A 17,181-nucleotide genomic window follows, 5' to 3' on the forward strand; every position below is an offset into this window, starting at 1 on the left:
CGGTTATACCCCGCGAGGCAGTATAGCCCCCTCCCCCTGCCGTAAAACCAGCCCCTTTTCGGGCCCCGAGCGAGAACTGCGAACGTGCTCACGCACGCCCTGCACGACACCCTACACCGGATAGAAAACGCGGCCCGCGCCGCCGGACGGCCAGTGCCGCGACTGCTGGCAGTCGGCAAAACCCAGCCGGCCGATGCGATTGCCGAACTGGCAGGCCAGGGCCAGCGCGCCTTCGGCGAGAACTACGTACAGGAAGCCATGCTCAAGCACGCCGCGTTGCAGCCGCTGGGGCTGGAGTGGCACCTGATCGGCCACCTGCAGTCGAACAAGGCCAGGGAAGCCGCCCGGACCTTCGACTGGATCCAGACCGTCGACTCCGAACGTCTTGCGCGGGCGCTGGACCGGCACCGCCCGCCTGAACAGGCGCCACTCGATGCCCTCGTGCAGGTGAACATCGATGACGAGGCCAGCAAGCATGGCTGCCGTCCCGACCAGGTCGCGGCGCTCGCCGACGCGATCGTCGCGTTGCCCCGCCTGCGCCTGCGCGGCCTGATGGTGATTCCGACCCCGCATGACGACGTCGAGGCGCGCCGGCCGGCGTTCCGCAGCGCGCGGCAACTGTTCGACACGCTCGCCGCGCGCCATCGCGAGATCGATACCCTGTCGATGGGCATGAGCGACGATCTCGAAGTCGCCATCGCCGAAGGCGCGACGATGGTGCGGGTGGGCACGGCCCTGTTCGGGGCGCGACCGCACAAGGGTTGAAGCCGCGATTCATCCGCTCCGGCAATGCGCGGACTTCGCGCGCCACGGCGCCCGGGCTACGATGCCACGCCCTCCACTGAACGGTTCACCCGTGTCGACTCCATCGCACTCCTTCGCCTCCGGCACGGTTGCCTTCATCGGCGGCGGCAACATGGCCCGCAGCCTGATCGGCGGGCTGGTCGCCCGTGGCGTCTCCGCCTCGGCCATTCGCGTTGCGGAGCCGGTCGCCGGGTTGCGCGATGCACTGGCCCGCGATTTCGGCATCCACAGCTTCACCGACAACGCGACGGCAACGGCCGATGCGACTACGTGGGTCCTTGCGGTGAAACCGCAGGTGATGCGCGAAGTGTGCGAGGCCCTCGCGCCTGTGGCCCGGGCGACGCGGCCGCTGGTGGTGTCGATCGCCGCCGGCATCACCGCCGCCCAGCTCGAGCGCTGGCTCGGCGGCGACATCGCCGTGGTGCGGGCAATGCCCAATACGCCCTCGCTCCTGGGCGCAGGCGTGACCGGCCTGTTCGCCAACGACCGGGTGGACGCGGCACAGCGCACGCGCGCCGCGGATCTGCTGGAAGCCGCGGGCCGGAACGTGTGGATCGAGGACGAAGCCCTGATGGACGCGGTGACCGCCGTGTCGGGCAGCGGGCCGGCCTACGTGTTCCTGCTGGCGGAGGCCATGCAGGCCGCCGGCGAGGCCGAGGGCCTGTCGGGCGAGGCCGCGCGCACGCTGGTCCAGCAGACCATCCTCGGTGCGGCGCGCATGCTGCTCGAGAACGACGAAATGCCGTCCGAACTGCGCCGCCGCGTGACCTCGCCCGGCGGCACCACCCAGGCGGCGATCGAGACGTTCGAAGCCGGCGGATTCCGCGAACTGGTTTCGCGCGCGATCCGCGCCGCGACCGAACGCGGACGCCAGCTGTCCGCCGCCAACGACTGACGGGAGTAGCGCCATGCGCCGCCTTGCCTTCGTGCTGTTGCTCGCCCTGGCCCTGTCCGCCTGCGGCGGCGGGAATGCACCGCGGCCCGCGACCGCCGCGCCCGAAGAGGCCGTCGCCCGCAGCGGCGACCTCACCATCCGTGCGACCGCCGTGCCGACTTCGACGCTCGCCGCCGCGGTGGCCGATCGCTACGGCATCGCCCGCGGCGACAGGACCGTCCTGCTGCTGGTCGGCGTGCGCCGGGGCGAGGCCGGGCAGGAAGTCGCCGTGCCGGCGAAGATCACCGCCACGGCCACCAACCTGAGCGGGCAGCGCCAGGCGATCGCCCTGCGCGAACTGCGCAGCGGCGATCCGACGTCGGGTTCCGGCGCAGAGCTGCTCGACTACATCGGCACCCTGGACACCGACCTGCCCGATACGCTGCGCTTCGAGCTGATGGTTGTCCCCGAAGGCGGGACGGCCACGCCGCTGCAGTTCAGCCGCGAGTTCTACCGGCAATAGCCGCCGTCGGGGACAGCGCGATCACGGAGGATGTCCAGCCGGATTACGCCTTCTCCGCCCATCGGCGAATGCGTTCGGCCATCTCGCGCATGCCATCGGTCAGTGCCGCGGGACCGGGCTGGAGGATGACGGGCGACTTGATCTCGTGCAGTTCGCCGTCGCGGACCGCGGGGATCGAGGCCCACCCTTCGCGCGCCGCGACCTTTTCCGGCCGGAACCGCTTGCCGCACCACGAACCGAAGATGATGTCCGGCGCGCGACGCACGACCTCATGCGGATCCTCGAGGATGCGCTGCTTCGCCAGCGGTTCCGCGGCGCGCTCGGGAAAGATGTCGTCGCCGCCGGCGATGCGGACGAGTTCTGCCACCCAGCGGATGCCGGTGATCAAGGGTTCGTCCCACTCCTCGAAATACACCCGCGGGCGACGCGGCAACCGCGCGGCTTCGCGTTCGATCGCGGCCAGTCCCTGCTGCAGCGTGTCCGCATACGCCTGGGCGCGATCGCCGGCACCGACCAGCGCGCCCAGGCGGCGCACGTAGTCGAGGATGCCGTCGACGCTGCGGTGATTGCTGATCCACACCTCCACGCCGTGCCGGATCAGTTCGGCGGCGATGTCGGCCTGGATGTCGGAGAAGCCGATGACGAAGTCGGGCCGCAGTTTCAGGATTTCGCCGATCTTCGCCGAGGTGAACGCGCTGACCTTGGGCTTCTCGCGGCGCGCGGTGGCCGGGCGCACCGTGAAGCCGCTGATGCCGACGATGCGTTGCTGCTCGCCGAGCGCGTACAGGACTTCGGTGGGTTCCTCGGTGAGGCAGACGATGCGCTGCGGACCGCGGCTCACGGATACAGCATCCGCTTGGTCCAGTCGCCGGCGCGGTTGCGTTCGTACAGCCAGCGCTCGTGCAGGCGGAAGTCGGCGCCGAACCAGAATTCGACCTTCTCCGGCTTGATTCGCAAACCGCCCCAGCGCGGCGGGCGCGGCACGTCGCGACCTTCGAACTCGGCTTCTGCCTTGGCCAGGCGCTGTTCGAACGTCTCGCGGGAGTCCAGTGTCTCCGACTGCTTCGACGCCCAGGCACCGAGCTGGCTGCCGCGCGGACGCGTGGCGAAGTACGCGTCCGCTTCCGCGTCGGCGACGATTTCCACGCCACCCTCGATGCGCACCTGCACGCCGTTGCGCACCCGCGGCCAGTGGAACAGCAGCGCGGCATGCGGATTGGCCTGCAGCTCGCGGCCCTTGCGCCCGTCCAGGTGCGTGTAGAACACGAAGCCGCGCGCATCGTGGGCTTTCAGCAACACGGTGCGCGCCGACGGCCGGGCGTCTAGTCCGGCTGTCGCCACGATCATGGCGGTGCGATCGGGCTCGCCCGCCGCCAGGGCCTCGTCGAAGAGCTGGTCGAAGGTGGCGAGGGCTTCCGCGTACAGGGGATGGGCAGTCATGCGGCCATTGTCGCGGGCGCTGCCGGGGCTGTCACCCGCGTGCGCGCGCTCCGCTCACTCCACCACGAAGGTCACCCGCAGGTTGACGCGCCATTCGACCACGGTGCCGTTGTCGTCGGTGACGACCTTGATCTCGTTGACCCACGCGCCCTTGATGTTCTTTACCGACTCGGCGCACTTCTTCAGCCCGGCCCTCACCGCGTCCTCCATGCTGGTCTTGGAGGCGGCATTGAGCTCGATGATCTTGGCGACGGACATGGCGACTTCTCCGATTAGGCCGGTCGGGCCGGCGAGCAAATGCGAAGCGGCAATGACGAAAGCGCGACGCTACGCCGCGGCCTGTTAAGCCGACGGCTAGAATCCCGGGATGAACCCCGCCAGCAACCTGATCCTCGTGGGCCCGATGGGAGCCGGAAAGACTTCGGTCGGCCGCCACCTGGCCGGATTGCTCGGCCTGCCGCTGGTGGACGCCGACCACGAGATCGAACGCGACGCCGGGGCGACGGTCGCGCAACTGTTCGAGCGCGAAGGCGAAGCCGGCTTCCGTGCCCGCGAGCGCGCGATGCTCGCCGCCCTGCTGCGCCGCGACGGCCTGGTCCTGGCGACCGGGGGCGGCTGCGTGCTCGATGCCGGCAACCGCGCGCTGCTGCGCCAGCGCGGCTTCGTCGTGCACCTGCAGGCGGAGGTCGACCAGCAACTGCGCCGCCTGGCCGGCGACCGGTCGCGCCCGCTGCTGGCGCGCCCGGACCGCGAGCGCGTGCTGCGCGAACTCGCCGACGCCCGCACGCCGCTGTACGCCGAAGTCGCCGACCTGACCTACGCCCCCGGCGATCTGGACGCACAGGCCGCTGCGCTGCAACTGGCCGCACGGCTGGCGCAGCACTGGCAGCGCACCGGAGCCGCCGCATGAACCTCCTGCATCACCCGACGCACCGCACCGTCGACGTCGCCGGCGACGTGCCGTACGCCATCACCATCGGCCCGGGCCTGCTCGACGCGGCCCATCCGGACAACGTGAAGCGACTCGCCACGGTGCTGCGCGGCCGCCACGCGCTCATCGTCAGCGACAGCCATGTCGCGCCGCTGTACGCGGAACGCGCAGCCGCGCTCCTGCATGCCGCCAAGCCGCAACTGACGTTGTCCCGCTGGGTGATGCCGGCAGGGGAACAGGAGAAGACCCTCGCCCGCTTCGCCGAATGTCTCGATGCGCTGGCGGCGCTCGGCGCCACGCGCGACGCCACGGTGCTCGCGCTGGGCGGCGGCGTCGTGGGCGACCTGGCCGGATTCGCAGCGGCCTGCTGGATGCGCGGCATAGACTGCGTGCAGGTGCCGACGACACTCCTGGCGATGGTCGACTCCTCGGTCGGCGGCAAGACCGCGGTCGACCTGCCGCAGGGCAAGAACCTGGTGGGCGCCTTCCACCCGCCGCGCGCAGTGATCGCCGACACCACGGTGCTGCGCACCCTGCCCGATCGCGAACTGCGCGCGGGCCTGGCCGAGGTGGTGAAGTACGGCGCCCTCTTCGATGCGCATTTCCTGGTATGGCTGGAAGCGCACGCCGATGCCCTGCTCGCGCGCGACGACGCCGCGCTGGCCGAGGCCATCGCCCGTTGCTGCGAATTCAAGGCGGACGTGGTCGCGCGCGATCCCTACGAGCACGGGCAGCGCGCCCTGCTCAATTTCGGTCACACCTTCGGCCATGCGATCGAGGCCGAGCAGGGCTATGCGGGCGTGGGCCGCGATGCGCTCAACCACGGCGAGGCCGTCGCGATCGGCATGGTGCTGGCCGCTCGGCTGTCGACGCTGCTGGACCTGGCGCCGGCCGATCACGGCGACCGGCTGCAGGACCTGTTGCTGCGCTTCGGCCTGCCGACCCGGCTGCCGGGCGGTCTCGATGCGCGCGCGCTGATCGCCCGGATGCGCCTGGACAAGAAGGCCGATGCCCACGGCCTGCGCTTCGTCCTGTGGGAGCGACCCGGGTCGGCGCACGTCGTGTCGGGCGTCGGCGAGGAAGCGGTCCGTGCCGTGTTCGACGCCGCGGCCGGCGCCTGACGCCAGCGTACCCGGCGCCGGGCGGGCCATGCGTGCCGGTACAATGCGCGTCCCATGCGCCTGCTCCTGCAACAACGTCCCCAGGGCCACGAAGCGCCACGCTTCGTGCAGCTGATGCTGCAACCCGACCTGCTCGGCGGCTGGGAACTGCTGCGCGAGACCGGGCAGATCGGCGGCCGCAGCACGGTGCGTCGCGAAGTCTTCCTCGACCAGGCGGCCGCGTTGGCGGCGCTCGAGCATGCGCGCGACCAGCAGCTCAAGCGCGGCTTCCAGTTGATGTTCGCGCAAGGCGTGGAAGCGCCGAAGTGAACGCCGCCGACCCGACAACCGTTCGTCCTGAGCGTAGGCGCGAAGCGCCGAAGTCGAAGGAAGCGTAGGCGCGCAGCGCCGAAGTCGAAGGACTCTCGCGACGTCACGCGCTGCATTTCCTTCGACTCCGCGCCTGCGGCACTACGCAGGACGAACGGCTCGAAAAACCACCCGCAAGGAATCCGAACTTGTCCTCCCCCCTCAAGAACGACCGCTTCCTCCGCGCCCTTCGCCGCGAACCCGTCGACTGCACGCCCGTCTGGCTGATGCGCCAGGCCGGCCGCTACCTGCCCGAATACCGCGTCACGCGCGCGCAGGCCGGTAGTTTCCTGGCGATGGCGAAGAACCCCGACCTCGCATGCGAAGTCACGCTGCAACCGCTGCGCCGCTTCCCGCTCGACGCGGCGATCCTGTTCTCCGACATCCTCACCGTGCCCGACGCGATGGGCCTGGGCCTGTACTTCGCGGAAGGCGAAGGTCCGAAGTTCGAACGCCCGATCCGCTCGACCGCCGACATCGCGCGTCTGGGTGTGCCGGACATGGAAACCGACCTGCGCTACGTGATGGACGCGGTGCGCACGATCCGTCGCGAGCTCGATGGTTCGGTGCCGCTGATCGGCTTCTCCGGTTCGCCGTGGACGCTCGCCTGCTACATGGTCGAAGGCGGCGGCAGCGACAACTATTCGAAGGTGAAGTCGCTCGCGCTCAACGATCCGGCGGCGATGCACAAACTGCTCGACGTCGCCACCGACGCGGTGATCGCCTACCTCTCCGCACAGCACCAGGCCGGCGCGCAGGCGCTGCAGGTGTTCGACACCTGGGGCGGCGTGCTGTCGCCGTCGATGTACCGCGAGTTCTCGCTGCGCTACCTGCAGCGCATCGCGCGGGAACTGCCGCGCGGGCAAGGCATCGAGCGTGCACCGCTGATCCTGTTCGGCAAGGGCAACGCGCCCTACGTCGAAGAACTCGCGGCCAGCGGCGCCGAAGCCGTGGGCGTGGACTGGACGATCGAACTGGGCGACGCCGCGCGCCGCGCCGGCGGCAAGGTCGCGCTGCAGGGCAATCTCGATCCGGTCACGCTGTACGCGCAGCCCGACGCAATCCGCCGCGAAGTCGGTCGCGCCCTCGACAGCTACCGCGACGGCAACGGCTCGCGCGAGGGCCACGTCTTCAACCTCGGCCACGGGTTGTCGCCGGACATGCAGCCCGAGCATGTCGCCTCGCTCGTCGAAGCCGTGCACACCCTCAGCAAGCGCTGAGCCGGTGCGACCCCGCCGCGGTGGCGCGATGCCACCGCGGCCTCAGGCGCCGGCTTCGTCGATGATGCGCGCCTCCGCATCGCCATAGGCTGCGCCACGCGATCCCGGCGGGACCAGCTCCTGCAGCAGCGCCGCGAGCATCTTCAGCGTCATCGGTTTGCGGATGAAGCGGTCGAAGCCGGCGTCCACGGCTTCCGGCTCGGCCCCGACATCGGCGCGCGCGGTCACTGCGGCCAGCGGCGCCGCGAAGCCCTGGATGCGCAACTGCCGCGCCAGCGCCAGACCGTCCATGCCGGGCAGGTCGAGGTCGAGCAGGGCCGCATCGAATGGTGTGGTGGCGACGGCGGCCAGCGCCGACAGTCCGTGCGGCACGTGCACGACGTGATGGCCCAGCAGGCGCAGCATCCCGACCAGCACGTCGGCGACCGTGGGATCGTCCTCGACCAGCAGCAACGACAGGCTGCCGGGCGACGAGGGCTGGGCGCTCTCCTCCTCGCGGATGATCGCCGGCAACACCGCCGCCGGCAGCGGCAGGCGCACGCTGAAGCGCGTGCCTTCGCCGGGCGCGCTGTCGATGTCGATGCGGCCGCCCATCGCCGCGGCAAGTTCCTGGCTGATCGCCAGCCCCAGTCCGCTGCCACCGTAGCGCGCGCTGGTGCGTGCGCCTTCGGCCTGTTCGAAGCGGCGGAACAGGCGCGATTTCTGCTCAGCGTTGAGGCCGGGGCCGGTATCGGCGACTTCGAAGCACATTCCGTCCGGTGCCTGCTTCGACACGCCCAGCGTGACGCGACCGTGCTCGGTGAATTTCACCGCATTGCCGAGCAGGTTGAGCAGGATCTGGCGCACGCGCGCCACGTCGCCGCGCAGGTGCCGCGGCGTGTCCGGCGCGATCGACATCGCGAACGCGAGGCCGCGCTGCTTCGCCAGCGGTGCCACCAGGGCCGCGAGTTCCTCCATCAGCGCGTGCAGGTCGAAGGCCTCGTCGGCCAGTTCCAGCTTGCCCGATTCGATGCGCGCCAGGTCCAGCGCATCGTTCACCAGCCGCAGCAGGTGTTCGCCCGCACCACGGATCGCGCCGACGTAACCGCGCTGCTGCGGGTTCAGTGAGGTGCCCAGCAACAGTTCGCTCATGCCCAGCACGCCGGTCATCGGCGTGCGCACTTCGTGGCCGAGCGTGGCGAGGAACCGCGTCTTGGCGTGGGAGGCCTGCTCGGCTAGCTCGCGCTTCTGCTGTGCGAGCTGCCAGGAGTGGCGACGCCTGAGTTTCTGCCGGTACAGCGCCGCCACCAGCCAGGTCAGCGCAGCGCCTGCGAGACAGAACAGCGCGGTTGCCCAGGCGCTGCGCCACCACGGCGGCAATACCTCGAAATGGATCGCCTGCACCGGCGACCACAGGTTGTCCGCGGCGCGGGCCTGCACTTCCAGGCGGTAACGGCCCGGCTTCAGGCGCGAGAAGACGCGCTCGCCGGAACTGCCGGTCTCCACCCAGTCCGTGTCGTAGCCATCCAGCCGGAACCGGTAGACGTGGTTGCGCGCGTCGTTGAACGAGAGCAGCCGCGCGACGAAGCGCACGTCGCGGTCGTCGTGCGCAATCCGCACGCCGTCGGGTTCCAGCGACATCCGCCGGTCCCCGCGCACGACATCGACGGATTCGACGACCAGCGTGGGCGTCGGACCGCGGCCCTTGACCACCGCCGGATCGAAGATGACCAGACCTTCGCTGAGACCGGCGAGGATGCGTCCATCGCCGGGACGCACCACCGGCGCTTCCTCGAATTCCTGCCCGGGCAGACCGTCGCGCACGCCGAAGATGCGCACCAAGCGATCGGCGGGATCGACGCGGATCAGGCCGCGCGCGCTTGTCAGCCAGATGCGCCCGGTGAGATCCACGACCAGGCCGGCGGGTTCGAGCGCGGGAAAGCCGTTGCGGGTGTCGACGGTAGTTTCGAGACGCAACGCGGCGCCGTCCCAGTGTTGCGCCTCGACGCCACCGAAGCGCGCGAGCCACACGCGTTCGCCTTCGCCGATCGCAAATCCGTAGACGTGCCGGCGCTCCGCACCCGGCACGGGTTCGAAACGCCGCGCGCCCGCGTTCCACATCAGCAGACCGCCGGACGTGGCCAGCCACACCGCGCCATCCGGGCCGCGACCGATCTGTTCGATGTAGACGTCGGCCGGCAGGCCGCCCTGGCCCGCACGCAGCGACTGCTGCACGTGGCCGTCCTCGTCGCGCAGTTGCACGTCGCGGTCGGTGGCGATCCACACGGTGCCGTCGTCGGTCTGCGCGAAACGCGCTTCGCCGAACAGCGCGGCATCGACGGCATCGCTGCTGTTCCAGCGCACGGTCTCGCCGGTGCGCGGATCGATGCGCGCGATGCCGAGTTGCGAACTCGTCCACACGCGACCCTTCCGGTCCTCCAGCACGCCGGCGAGCACGTAGCCGTTGCCGGCGTCGCGCGCGACGTGGACCACGGCGCCGGTCTCCGGATCGAGCCGGTCGAGGGCGCCGCCGCTTCCCACCAGCCACATGCTGCCGTCGGCGGACGCTGCGATGCCGCGCACATGCGCGTTGGCGATCGAATCGGTCGCATCGGCGCGGCGCGACAACACCGGGAAGCGCCGCCAGTTCGCCGGCAGGTACCACAGGCCGTTGTTGTAGCTGAGGAACCACAGACCGCCCTCGCGGTCCTCGTGCGCGCCGACCCACGACGGTCGCACCGGGCCGTTGGCCGTGGTGCTGTACAGCGGCACGGATTCGATGCGGCCGTTGCCGTTCATGCCGAGGCCGGCCGGCACGTCCAGCCACGACAGCCCGCTGCGATCGTGCGCGAGCACGTGCAGTACCTTGCCCTCGCCGGCGCGCTGCGACCACGGCGACTTCGCATACGTGCCGTCCCGGCGACGCACGCTGACGCCTTCGGGCGTGCCGATCCACAGCGTGCCGTCGCGCTCCATCGTCAGTCCGCTGACCACGGGCGAATTCAGCGCCTCGGCCGGCACGCGCTCGAAATCCCGGCCGGTCCAGCGCGCGACACCGCCCTGCGTACCGACCCACAGCGTGCCGTCCGGGGCGACGACGAGCCGCACGACGCTCACGTGCGGCAGGCTGCGCGGATCGTTCGCCCGCGGCATGAAACGCGCGACCTGGCTGCCGTCCGCGTCGATGCGGTACAGCCCGGCATCCGCGGTGCCGAACCAGACCGCGCCGTCCGGCGTCGATGTCACCGCCCACACGTCGTCGCTCGCCATCGCCGGCGTGTTGCGGCGGTCGTAATAGCGGAATCCGCGCCGCTGCGGATCGATCACGCCCAGGCCGCCCTGGTGCGTGCCGAACCACACGCGATTGCGCGCATCGACATGCACGGACCAGACGAAGTTGTCGTGCAGCCCCTGTTCGACGCGCCAGGTGCGGAAGTCGACGCCGTCGTAGCGCACCAGGCCGTCGCTGGTGGCGATCCACAGGTAGCCCGAACGGTCTTCGGCCATGCCGTTGATGTGGTTGGACGGCAGGCCATCGACGACGGTGAACTGGCGCAATCGCGGTGTTTCCGGAAAACCCGCCTGCGCCATCGTCGCGAAGCACGCCGCAAGCACGGCCACACACCACATCCCTGCAGATCGGACGCAGCGCGAACGGCACGCGTTCGCGAGCGCCGCCAGCGCCTTCCTGGCTCTTGCCATGCGAGTCTCCCCCCAGGATTCCCCGCCGCTAGGCTCGACCAAGCCACGGCGGACTGCAAGCGCTCCGGCGGGTTAGGCACCCGTTGGTATGGACGGCCCTAGAATCGATGGTCCCGGGACCGCGCATTCAGCGAGAACACCATGGCGCATCGCTTCCGTCGTTTGCTGGCCGGCACCGCACTGCTCACCACGGCCCTGTCCGCGGGCGCGGTGAGGGCCGCGGGACCGGACAACTACGCGATCGACCCGGTCCACACCCGCGTCGTCTTCCTGGTCAGCCACGCCGGCTTTTCGCATGCGATGGGTGCGATCTCGGGCAGTACCGGCACGCTCCGTTTCGACCGCGACGACTGGCGCACCGCACAGCTCGACGTTACCGTCCCGGTCACCCGCCTGGACCTGGGCGATGCGAAGTGGAACACGGCCGTGCTGGCCTCGAACCTGCTCGACGGCAAGCATCATCCCGAAGCCCGCTTCGTTTCCCGCCAGGTGGAGGGCGTGGACGGCGACCATGCGCGGGTCTGCGGCGACCTGACGTTGCGCGGCGTGACCGGACCGGTGTGCCTGGATGTCGCGTTCAATGCGCTCAAGCGGCATCCGCTGCCGCCGTTCCACCGCACCGCGGGGTTTTCCGCGACGGCCACGCTGAGCCGCAAGGCCTTCGGGATCACCGCCTGGCCCGGCGTGATCGGCGACGAGGTCCGGTTGCTGATCGAAGCCGAGGCGGTGCGCAGCCGGGGGCGCGAAGAACCGGCCGCCGATACCCCGCCGGATGCGACGAGAGCGGAGGAACTGCCCGAAGCCGACGCGACGCCGGCCGAGGACGCGCCTCTCCCTGCCGAACCGGCCGAAGAAGAAATTCCGCCGGAGCGCGAATCCGAACTGCCTCCGCCGCCCTCTCAGTAATCGCCCGACCACCGACGAGACCCGACATGCTCTGGAAGAACACCACCGACCGCTGGGGCGCCGTGAGCCAGCTGCTGCACTGGCTGATCGTGCTGATGATCCTGGGCCTGGGCACGGTCGGCCTGGTCATGACCGAAATGCGCAACAGCCCGGACAAGATCCAGGTCTACCTGCTGCACAAATCGTTCGGCCTCACCGTGCTGGCGCTGATGACGCTGCGCCTGCTATGGCGCCTCTATGCCGGCGCGCCGCGGCCCGTGGAGGGCACGCCGCACTGGCAGGAGCGCATCGCATCGCTGACCCATGCGGCCCTGTACGTGCTGGTGTTCGCCATGCCGCTCAGCGGCTGGCTGCTCAATTCGGCGGCGGGTTTCCCGCTGCGCTGGTTCAACCTGTTCAACCTGCCGTCGATCGCGGCCAAGAGCGAATCGCTGCACGACACCGCCGTGCAGGTGCACGAATTCCTGTTCTGGACGCTGATCGCGCTCGCCCTGATGCATGCCGCGGCCGCGCTCTACCACCACCTCTTCCAGCACGACGCCACGCTGGCCCGGATGCTGCCGCGCGGCTGGCTGCGCGCACCCGGCGCGACGTCCGCTACGCCTGCCTCCCCCCTTCCCCCTGTCGCCGAGGAACATCGCGATGTCGTCTAAATCCCTGCTGCTCGCCGCCCTGCTTGCGGCGCCCGTCGTTGCCGCCGCCGCCGATTACGCGCAGGCCCCCGGGTCCGTCCTCGCGTTCGCGGGCACCTACCAGGGCGAAGCGTTCACCGGCCGCTTCCCCGGTTTCGTCACGAGCTTCTCCTTCGACCCGGCGCAACTGTCCGCAGCGAAGCTCGACGTCACCATTCCGCTTGCCACCGCCAGCACCGGCAACAGCGACTACGACGGCGAGATGCGCGGCAGCTCCTTCTTCGACTCGGCGAAGTTCCCGCAGGCGCGCTACACCGCGACGAGGTTCCGCGCGCTCGGCGGCAACTCCTACGCGGCCGACGGCACGCTGAGCCTGCACGGGGTCAGCCGGCCGGTCACGCTGACTTTCACCTGGACACCGGGCGCGAAGCCGGTGCTCGCCGGCAAGGCGACGGTGAAGCGCCTGGACTTCGGCGTGGGCGAAGGCGACTGGGCCGATACCTCGCTGATCCCCAACGAGATCGCGGTCAGCACCAAGGTGTTCTTCGTGCCGAAGGCGGCCACCGCTGCCCGCAAGTAACGGCGCCCGCCGATATCCGCACGCTAGGCCCCGGAGCGCGCATCGCTCCGGGAACCCGCCGCGAGCCACGCCCGCAGCTGTTCCGCATCGAAGGGCCACTCCAGTTCGTTGCCGGTGGCCGCATCGCACAGCACCGGCACGCGCGTGCCGTAACGCGCTTCCAGCGCCTCGTCGCCATCGATGAACACGCTGTCGAATTCGGGCGTGCGCGCCTGCGCCAGCACCTCCAGGGCGAGGTCGCACAGATGGCAGTCATCGCGCTGGAACAGGACGAGCGGCGTCATGGGCTTTCGATACGGCAGCGGATTGTGTGAATGCGCAAGGGGCGCACTTGCGCAGGAGGCATAGAATAGGGCCATTCACGCAGCCGTCCGGCGCGTCCCTCCCGATCCGGAATCCCCATGGCCGTCAGCACCTTCGACCTCTTCAAGATCGGCGTGGGTCCGAGTTCCTCGCACACCGTCGGTCCCATGCGCGCCGCCTGCCGCTTCGCGCAGAAGTGGCTCGCGGAAAACGGCAACCTCGAACGCACGGCGCGCGTACGCGCGGAAGTGTTCGGCTCGCTCGCGCTCACCGGTCGCGGGCACGGCACCGACAAGGCCGTACTGATGGGCCTGGAAGGGCACATGCCCAACCTGATCGATCCGGACGTCATTCCGGACGCGCTGGCACGGATCCGCGGCGAAAGGAAGATCCGGCTGCTGGGCCGGCACGAGATCGCCTTCGACGAGAAGAACGATCTGATCATGAACAAGCGGCAGAAGCTGCCCTTCCACACCAACGGCATGCGCTTCACCGCGTACGACGCCGGCGGCGAAGTGCTGGCGACCCGCGATTACTACTCCGTCGGCGGTGGCTTCGTCGTCAACCAGGACGAGGCAGCGGAGGACCGCATCGTCGCCGACACCACCGAGTTGCCCTACCCGTTCCACAGCGGCGCCGAGCTGCTGCGGCAATGCGAGACGCACGGCCTGACCATCGCCCAGCTGATGTTCGCCAACGAACACGCCTGGCGCTCGGGAACGGAGATCCGCGACGGCCTGCGCGAGATCTGGCAGGCGATGCAGAACTGCGTGACGCGCGGCATCCGCGAGGAAGGCACGCTGCCGGGCGGCCTGCACGTCGCGCGGCGCGCGCCGTCGCTGCACAACGAACTGTCGGCGCGACCCGAGGCGGCGATGCGCGATCCGCTCACCGTGCTCGACTGGGTCAACCTCTACGCGCTGGCCGTCAACGAGGAGAACGCCGCCGGCGGGCGCGTCGTCACCGCGCCGACCAATGGCGCAGCTGGCATCATCCCGGCGGTGCTGCACTACTACGATCGCTTCTGCCCCGGCGCCAACGAGCAGGGCATCTTCGATTTCCTGCTCACCGCGGCGGCGGTCGGCATCCTCTACAAGGAAAACGCGTCGATCAGCGGCGCCGAAGTCGGCTGCCAGGGCGAAGTCGGCGTGGCCTGCTCGATGGCCGCGGCCGGCCTGACCGCCGCAATCGGCGGCACGCCCGGCCAGATCGAGAACGCGGCCGAGATCGGCATGGAGCACAACCTCGGCCTCACCTGCGATCCCATCGGCGGCCTGGTGCAGATCCCCTGCATCGAGCGCAACGCGATGGGCTCGGTGAAGGCGATCAACGCCTCGCGCATGGCCATGCGCGGCGACGGCAAGCACAAGGTGTCGCTCGACAAGGTCATCAAGACCATGCGCGACACCGGTCGCGACATGCAGGACAAGTACAAGGAAACCTCGCGCGGCGGGCTGGCCGTCAACGTCATCGAGTGCTGAGCCATGGAATCCATGCCCGCCGGCCGCTGCGCGCGCGGCCGAGGAACGGACGCGGCATCGGACCGGCCGGGCCACGCGTCCGGCAATGCCCTGTAGACTGGAGCCATGCAAGGTAAGGCCCGGGACATTCAACGCTTCCTGCTATGGACTGCGCTCTGTTTCGCCAGCGCGGTGCTCGCATCGCGTTACCTGAGCGGTCCCGGCGGCACCTCCATGCTGTGGCCGAGCGCTGGCATCGGCTTCGCCGTCGCCGTGCGTTATGGCCTGCGCTGGACCGCCGTGGTCCTGGTCTCCTCCCTGCTGTTCACCGCACTCAGCGCGCCGAGTGCGCTCTACATGGTGCTGGCCGTCGCCGGCAAGACCGCGGCGACCGCGATCGCGGCGTGGTACGTCCTGCGTGGCCGCGCCCTGCACCTGCGTATCGAGGACGGCATGCGCCTGCTCGGCGGCGGCGTGCTGCAAAGCTTGCTGAGCGCCGCGTTCGGCATCTTCGCCCTGCAGCAGACCGGACGCCTGGATGCGGCCCAGATTCCCGAAGCCTTCGTGCGCTGGACGCTCGGCGACATGCTCGGCATCGCCGTGGCGGCTCCCACCATCCTGTTGTGCACCACGACGCGCAACCCGGTGCACAAGCTGTCGCCGTTCCACGAGCCCGCGACGCTGCGCGAGCGCATCTTCTGGATCGCACTGCTGGCGACCAGCTTCATCGCCATCCACTCGCTCGGCGGCCGCGGCATCTACGTGCTGGGCCTGATCAGCCTGCCGCTGGTGCTGCTGCTGTGGTCGGCCCTGCGCTTCTCGCCGGTGTGGACCGCGGCGTCGACCGGCATCACCGTGATCTACCTCGGCGCCGCCACGGGCATGGGCCTGGGCGGCTTCACCGCGCCGCGCACGCTGCTGGAAACCGCTGTCCTGCTGCTGCTCCTGTGCCTGGTCGCCGTGATCCCGGTGATGATGGCCCTGGCCGGACTCGAGCAGCGCACGACGTCGTACGCCCTGTACCAGCGCGCCACCCGCGACACCCTCACCGGCCTGCTCAACCGCACCGCCTTCGAGGAGGAAGCGCGCAAGCGCCTGGCGACCACCGAGGTCCCTGCGACGCTGCTGTACCTCGATCTGGACAACCTCAAGATCATCAACGACAGCACCAGTCACGTCGCCGGTGACGACATGATCCACGCGATCGGCGGCGCGATCGCGGCGGCCGTCGGCGACGAAGCGCTGGTGTCGCGCACCGGCGGCGACGAGTTCGCGATCCTGCTGCCGCGTGCGGAAGCCGGTGCGATCGTGGAAGCGCGGCGCCTGCTCAACGAGATCGAGGCGATGCGCGTGCCCTGGGGCGACCAGGTGCTGACCACCACCGCGAGCATCGGCCTGGTGTCGGCGACGCCGCAGGTCGACGGGCGCGACTACGACACGCTGTTCTCGCACGCCGACGCCGCATGCTTCGCGGCCAAGGAACTCGGCGGCAACCGCTTCCATGTCTCCTATCCGAGCAGCGACGAGGCCCAGGCGCACAGCGCGGTGATGCGCTCGGCGCTGCGCATCCGCGAAGTGCTCGAGCGCGAGCAGTTCCTGCTTTACGTCCAGCCGATCGTGCCGACGCACCAGGCCAATGGCGAAGGCGTCCATTTCGAGGTCCTGCTGCGGTGGCAGGAACCCGGCGGCCGCATCCACGTGCCCGCCGAATTCATTTCCGCCGCGGAACGCTTCCGCATGGGCCCGCGCATCGACCGCTATGTCATCGACGCGGCCCTGCGCTGGCTCGAACGCAACCCGCAGGCCGCCAAGCGCGTCGCCAGCTGCGGCATCAACCTCAGTGGGGCCACGCTCACCGACGAGCACTTCGCCGACTACCTGGCCGCACGCCTGCGCCGCAGCAGTTTTCCGGCCGAAAACCTGTGTCTGGAAATCACCGAAACGAGCGTCGTGCGCGATCGCCAGCGCGCGCAGCGCTTCATCGGCCAGATGCGCGACCTGGGCTGCCGCTTCGCCCTGGACGACTTCGGCACCGGCTTCTGCTCGTTCGGTTACCTCAGCGATCTCGACGTGGACTACATCAAGATCGACGGCAGCTTCATCCGCGGCCTGGAGGGTTCGCAGCTCTCGCAGGCGGTGGTGCGCTCGATCGGCGACATCGCGCACGTGATCGGCAAGAGCACTATCGCCGAGCAGGTCGAGACCGAAGCCGAGCATCGCCTCCTGCAGGAAATGCAGGTGGACTACGCGCAGGGCTACCTGTTCGGTCGGCCGCAGTCGATCGAGACGTTCTTCGCCGCGCCGGCGGTGGCCTGATCCAACGGCACCGGGGTCCGGCGCGTCGTGATCCCGCACGAG

The 17,181-nt window shown here is 69.8% G+C and carries 16 protein-coding genes and 1 pseudogene; 12 read left to right on the forward strand and 5 right to left on the reverse strand.

Going from position 1 to position 17,181, the window contains the following annotated elements:
* Positions 1-84: 84 nt before the first annotated feature.
* The 3 genes from ACFPN1_RS06595 to ACFPN1_RS06605 all read left to right on the forward strand — a co-directional run bounded on the left by ACFPN1_RS06595 (position 85) and on the right by ACFPN1_RS06605 (position 2,201).
* Positions 85-765, forward strand: a complete 681-nt coding sequence (locus ACFPN1_RS06595) for a YggS family pyridoxal phosphate-dependent enzyme (RefSeq protein ID WP_386753957.1) — start codon at positions 85-87, stop codon at positions 763-765.
* 61 nt (positions 766-826) lie between these two features.
* Positions 827-1,699 (forward strand): pyrroline-5-carboxylate reductase, encoded by an 873-nt coding sequence (proC, locus tag ACFPN1_RS06600; protein ID WP_386753958.1) that lies wholly within the window; start codon positions 827-829, stop codon positions 1,697-1,699.
* A 13-nt stretch (positions 1,700-1,712) separates the two neighbouring features.
* Positions 1,713-2,201, forward strand: a complete 489-nt coding sequence (locus ACFPN1_RS06605; protein WP_386753959.1) for a DUF4426 domain-containing protein — start codon at positions 1,713-1,715, stop codon at positions 2,199-2,201.
* A gap of 43 nt (positions 2,202-2,244) precedes the next feature.
* Here the strand turns inward: ACFPN1_RS06605 and ACFPN1_RS06610 are convergent, their stop codons facing one another.
* Genes ACFPN1_RS06610 through ACFPN1_RS06620 form a run of 3 tightly spaced genes read right to left on the reverse strand, consistent with a single transcriptional unit; the run spans position 2,245 to position 3,899 of the window.
* A complete protein-coding gene (locus ACFPN1_RS06610; protein ID WP_386753960.1) occupies positions 2,245-3,042 on the reverse strand; it encodes a cobalamin-binding protein in 798 nt (265 codons plus the stop codon).
* A complete protein-coding gene (gene pdxH, locus ACFPN1_RS06615) occupies positions 3,039-3,641 on the reverse strand; it encodes a pyridoxamine 5'-phosphate oxidase (RefSeq protein ID WP_386753961.1) in 603 nt (200 codons plus the stop codon). The genes ACFPN1_RS06610 and pdxH overlap by 4 nt, the downstream gene beginning before the upstream one ends.
* Positions 3,642-3,695: 54 nt before the next feature.
* Positions 3,696-3,899 (reverse strand): dodecin family protein, encoded by a 204-nt coding sequence (locus ACFPN1_RS06620; protein ID WP_386753962.1) that lies wholly within the window; start codon positions 3,897-3,899, stop codon positions 3,696-3,698.
* Positions 3,900-4,008: 109 nt separating this feature from the next.
* On the opposite strand from ACFPN1_RS06620, the gene ACFPN1_RS06625 reads away from it, so the two are divergent.
* The 4 genes from ACFPN1_RS06625 to hemE all read left to right on the forward strand — a co-directional run bounded on the left by ACFPN1_RS06625 (position 4,009) and on the right by hemE (position 7,261).
* On the forward strand, positions 4,009-4,551 hold the full coding sequence (locus ACFPN1_RS06625) for a shikimate kinase (RefSeq protein WP_386753963.1): 543 nt from the start codon (positions 4,009-4,011) through the stop codon (positions 4,549-4,551).
* A 5-nt stretch (positions 4,552-4,556) separates the two neighbouring features.
* Positions 4,557-5,693: a 3-dehydroquinate synthase gene (gene aroB, locus ACFPN1_RS06630; RefSeq protein ID WP_386754063.1), complete on the forward strand. Its 1,137-nt coding sequence runs from the start codon at positions 4,557-4,559 to the stop codon at positions 5,691-5,693.
* A 54-nt stretch (positions 5,694-5,747) separates the two neighbouring features.
* The gene (locus ACFPN1_RS06635) at positions 5,748-6,002 is read left to right on the forward strand and encodes a hypothetical protein (RefSeq protein WP_386753965.1); all 255 of its coding nucleotides are present in this window, start codon (positions 5,748-5,750) and stop codon (positions 6,000-6,002) included.
* Between the two features lie 188 nt (positions 6,003-6,190).
* A complete protein-coding gene (hemE, locus tag ACFPN1_RS06640; protein ID WP_386753966.1) occupies positions 6,191-7,261 on the forward strand; it encodes a uroporphyrinogen decarboxylase in 1,071 nt (356 codons plus the stop codon).
* 42 nt (positions 7,262-7,303) lie between these two features.
* Here the strand turns inward: hemE and ACFPN1_RS06645 are convergent, their stop codons facing one another.
* On the reverse strand, positions 7,304-10,870 hold the full coding sequence (locus ACFPN1_RS06645) for a ligand-binding sensor domain-containing protein (RefSeq protein ID WP_386754064.1): 3,567 nt from the start codon (positions 10,868-10,870) through the stop codon (positions 7,304-7,306).
* 213 nt (positions 10,871-11,083) lie between these two features.
* Between ACFPN1_RS06645 and ACFPN1_RS06650 the strand changes: the two genes are divergently transcribed.
* From ACFPN1_RS06650 to ACFPN1_RS06660, 3 genes and pseudogenes are all read left to right on the forward strand, one after another.
* Positions 11,084-11,848, forward strand: coding sequence for a YceI family protein (locus ACFPN1_RS06650; RefSeq protein WP_386753967.1), 765 nt, complete (start codon positions 11,084-11,086; stop codon positions 11,846-11,848).
* A gap of 26 nt (positions 11,849-11,874) precedes the next feature.
* A pseudogene (locus ACFPN1_RS06655) lies at positions 11,875-12,423 on the forward strand (cytochrome b); the annotation flags it as partial.
* 67 nt (positions 12,424-12,490) lie between these two features.
* Positions 12,491-13,060, forward strand: a complete 570-nt coding sequence (locus ACFPN1_RS06660) for a YceI family protein (RefSeq protein WP_386753969.1) — start codon at positions 12,491-12,493, stop codon at positions 13,058-13,060.
* Between the two features lie 23 nt (positions 13,061-13,083).
* Here the strand turns inward: ACFPN1_RS06660 and ACFPN1_RS06665 are convergent, their stop codons facing one another.
* Positions 13,084-13,344, reverse strand: coding sequence for a glutaredoxin family protein (locus ACFPN1_RS06665; RefSeq protein ID WP_386753970.1), 261 nt, complete (start codon positions 13,342-13,344; stop codon positions 13,084-13,086).
* Between the two features lie 117 nt (positions 13,345-13,461).
* Here ACFPN1_RS06665 and ACFPN1_RS06670 point away from each other — a divergent pair, with 117 nt between their 5' ends.
* Together ACFPN1_RS06670 and ACFPN1_RS06675 are read left to right on the forward strand one after the other, a co-directional pair.
* Positions 13,462-14,844: an L-serine ammonia-lyase gene (locus tag ACFPN1_RS06670; RefSeq protein ID WP_386753971.1), complete on the forward strand. Its 1,383-nt coding sequence runs from the start codon at positions 13,462-13,464 to the stop codon at positions 14,842-14,844.
* A 105-nt stretch (positions 14,845-14,949) separates the two neighbouring features.
* The gene (locus ACFPN1_RS06675; protein ID WP_386753972.1) at positions 14,950-17,139 is read left to right on the forward strand and encodes a putative bifunctional diguanylate cyclase/phosphodiesterase; all 2,190 of its coding nucleotides are present in this window, start codon (positions 14,950-14,952) and stop codon (positions 17,137-17,139) included.
* Positions 17,140-17,181 lie beyond the last annotated feature (42 nt).

Origin of the sequence: Lysobacter yangpyeongensis (assembly GCF_042655745.1) — a bacterium.
Classification (GTDB): Bacteria; Pseudomonadota; Gammaproteobacteria; order Xanthomonadales; family Xanthomonadaceae; genus Agrilutibacter; species Agrilutibacter yangpyeongensis.

Coding starts and splice junctions, on each gene's coding strand:
- ACFPN1_RS06665 (WP_386753970.1), bottom strand. CDS start 13,344: ATGACGCCGCTCGTCCTGTTCCAGCGCGATGACTGCCATCTGTGCGAC.
- ACFPN1_RS06675 (WP_386753972.1), top strand. CDS start 14,950: ATGCAAGGTAAGGCCCGGGACATTCAACGCTTCCTGCTATGGACTGCG.
- ACFPN1_RS06660 (WP_386753969.1), top strand. CDS start 12,491: ATGTCGTCTAAATCCCTGCTGCTCGCCGCCCTGCTTGCGGCGCCCGTC.
- ACFPN1_RS06635 (WP_386753965.1), top strand. CDS start 5,748: ATGCGCCTGCTCCTGCAACAACGTCCCCAGGGCCACGAAGCGCCACGC.
- ACFPN1_RS06605 (WP_386753959.1), top strand. CDS start 1,713: ATGCGCCGCCTTGCCTTCGTGCTGTTGCTCGCCCTGGCCCTGTCCGCC.
- ACFPN1_RS06620 (WP_386753962.1), bottom strand. CDS start 3,899: ATGTCCGTCGCCAAGATCATCGAGCTCAATGCCGCCTCCAAGACCAGC.
- ACFPN1_RS06645 (WP_386754064.1), bottom strand. CDS start 10,870: ATGTGGTGTGTGGCCGTGCTTGCGGCGTGCTTCGCGACGATGGCGCAG.
- ACFPN1_RS06650 (WP_386753967.1), top strand. CDS start 11,084: ATGGCGCATCGCTTCCGTCGTTTGCTGGCCGGCACCGCACTGCTCACC.
- ACFPN1_RS06670 (WP_386753971.1), top strand. CDS start 13,462: ATGGCCGTCAGCACCTTCGACCTCTTCAAGATCGGCGTGGGTCCGAGT.
- pdxH (WP_386753961.1), bottom strand. CDS start 3,641: ATGACTGCCCATCCCCTGTACGCGGAAGCCCTCGCCACCTTCGACCAG.
- proC (WP_386753958.1), top strand. CDS start 827: ATGCCACGCCCTCCACTGAACGGTTCACCCGTGTCGACTCCATCGCAC.
- ACFPN1_RS06625 (WP_386753963.1), top strand. CDS start 4,009: ATGAACCCCGCCAGCAACCTGATCCTCGTGGGCCCGATGGGAGCCGGA.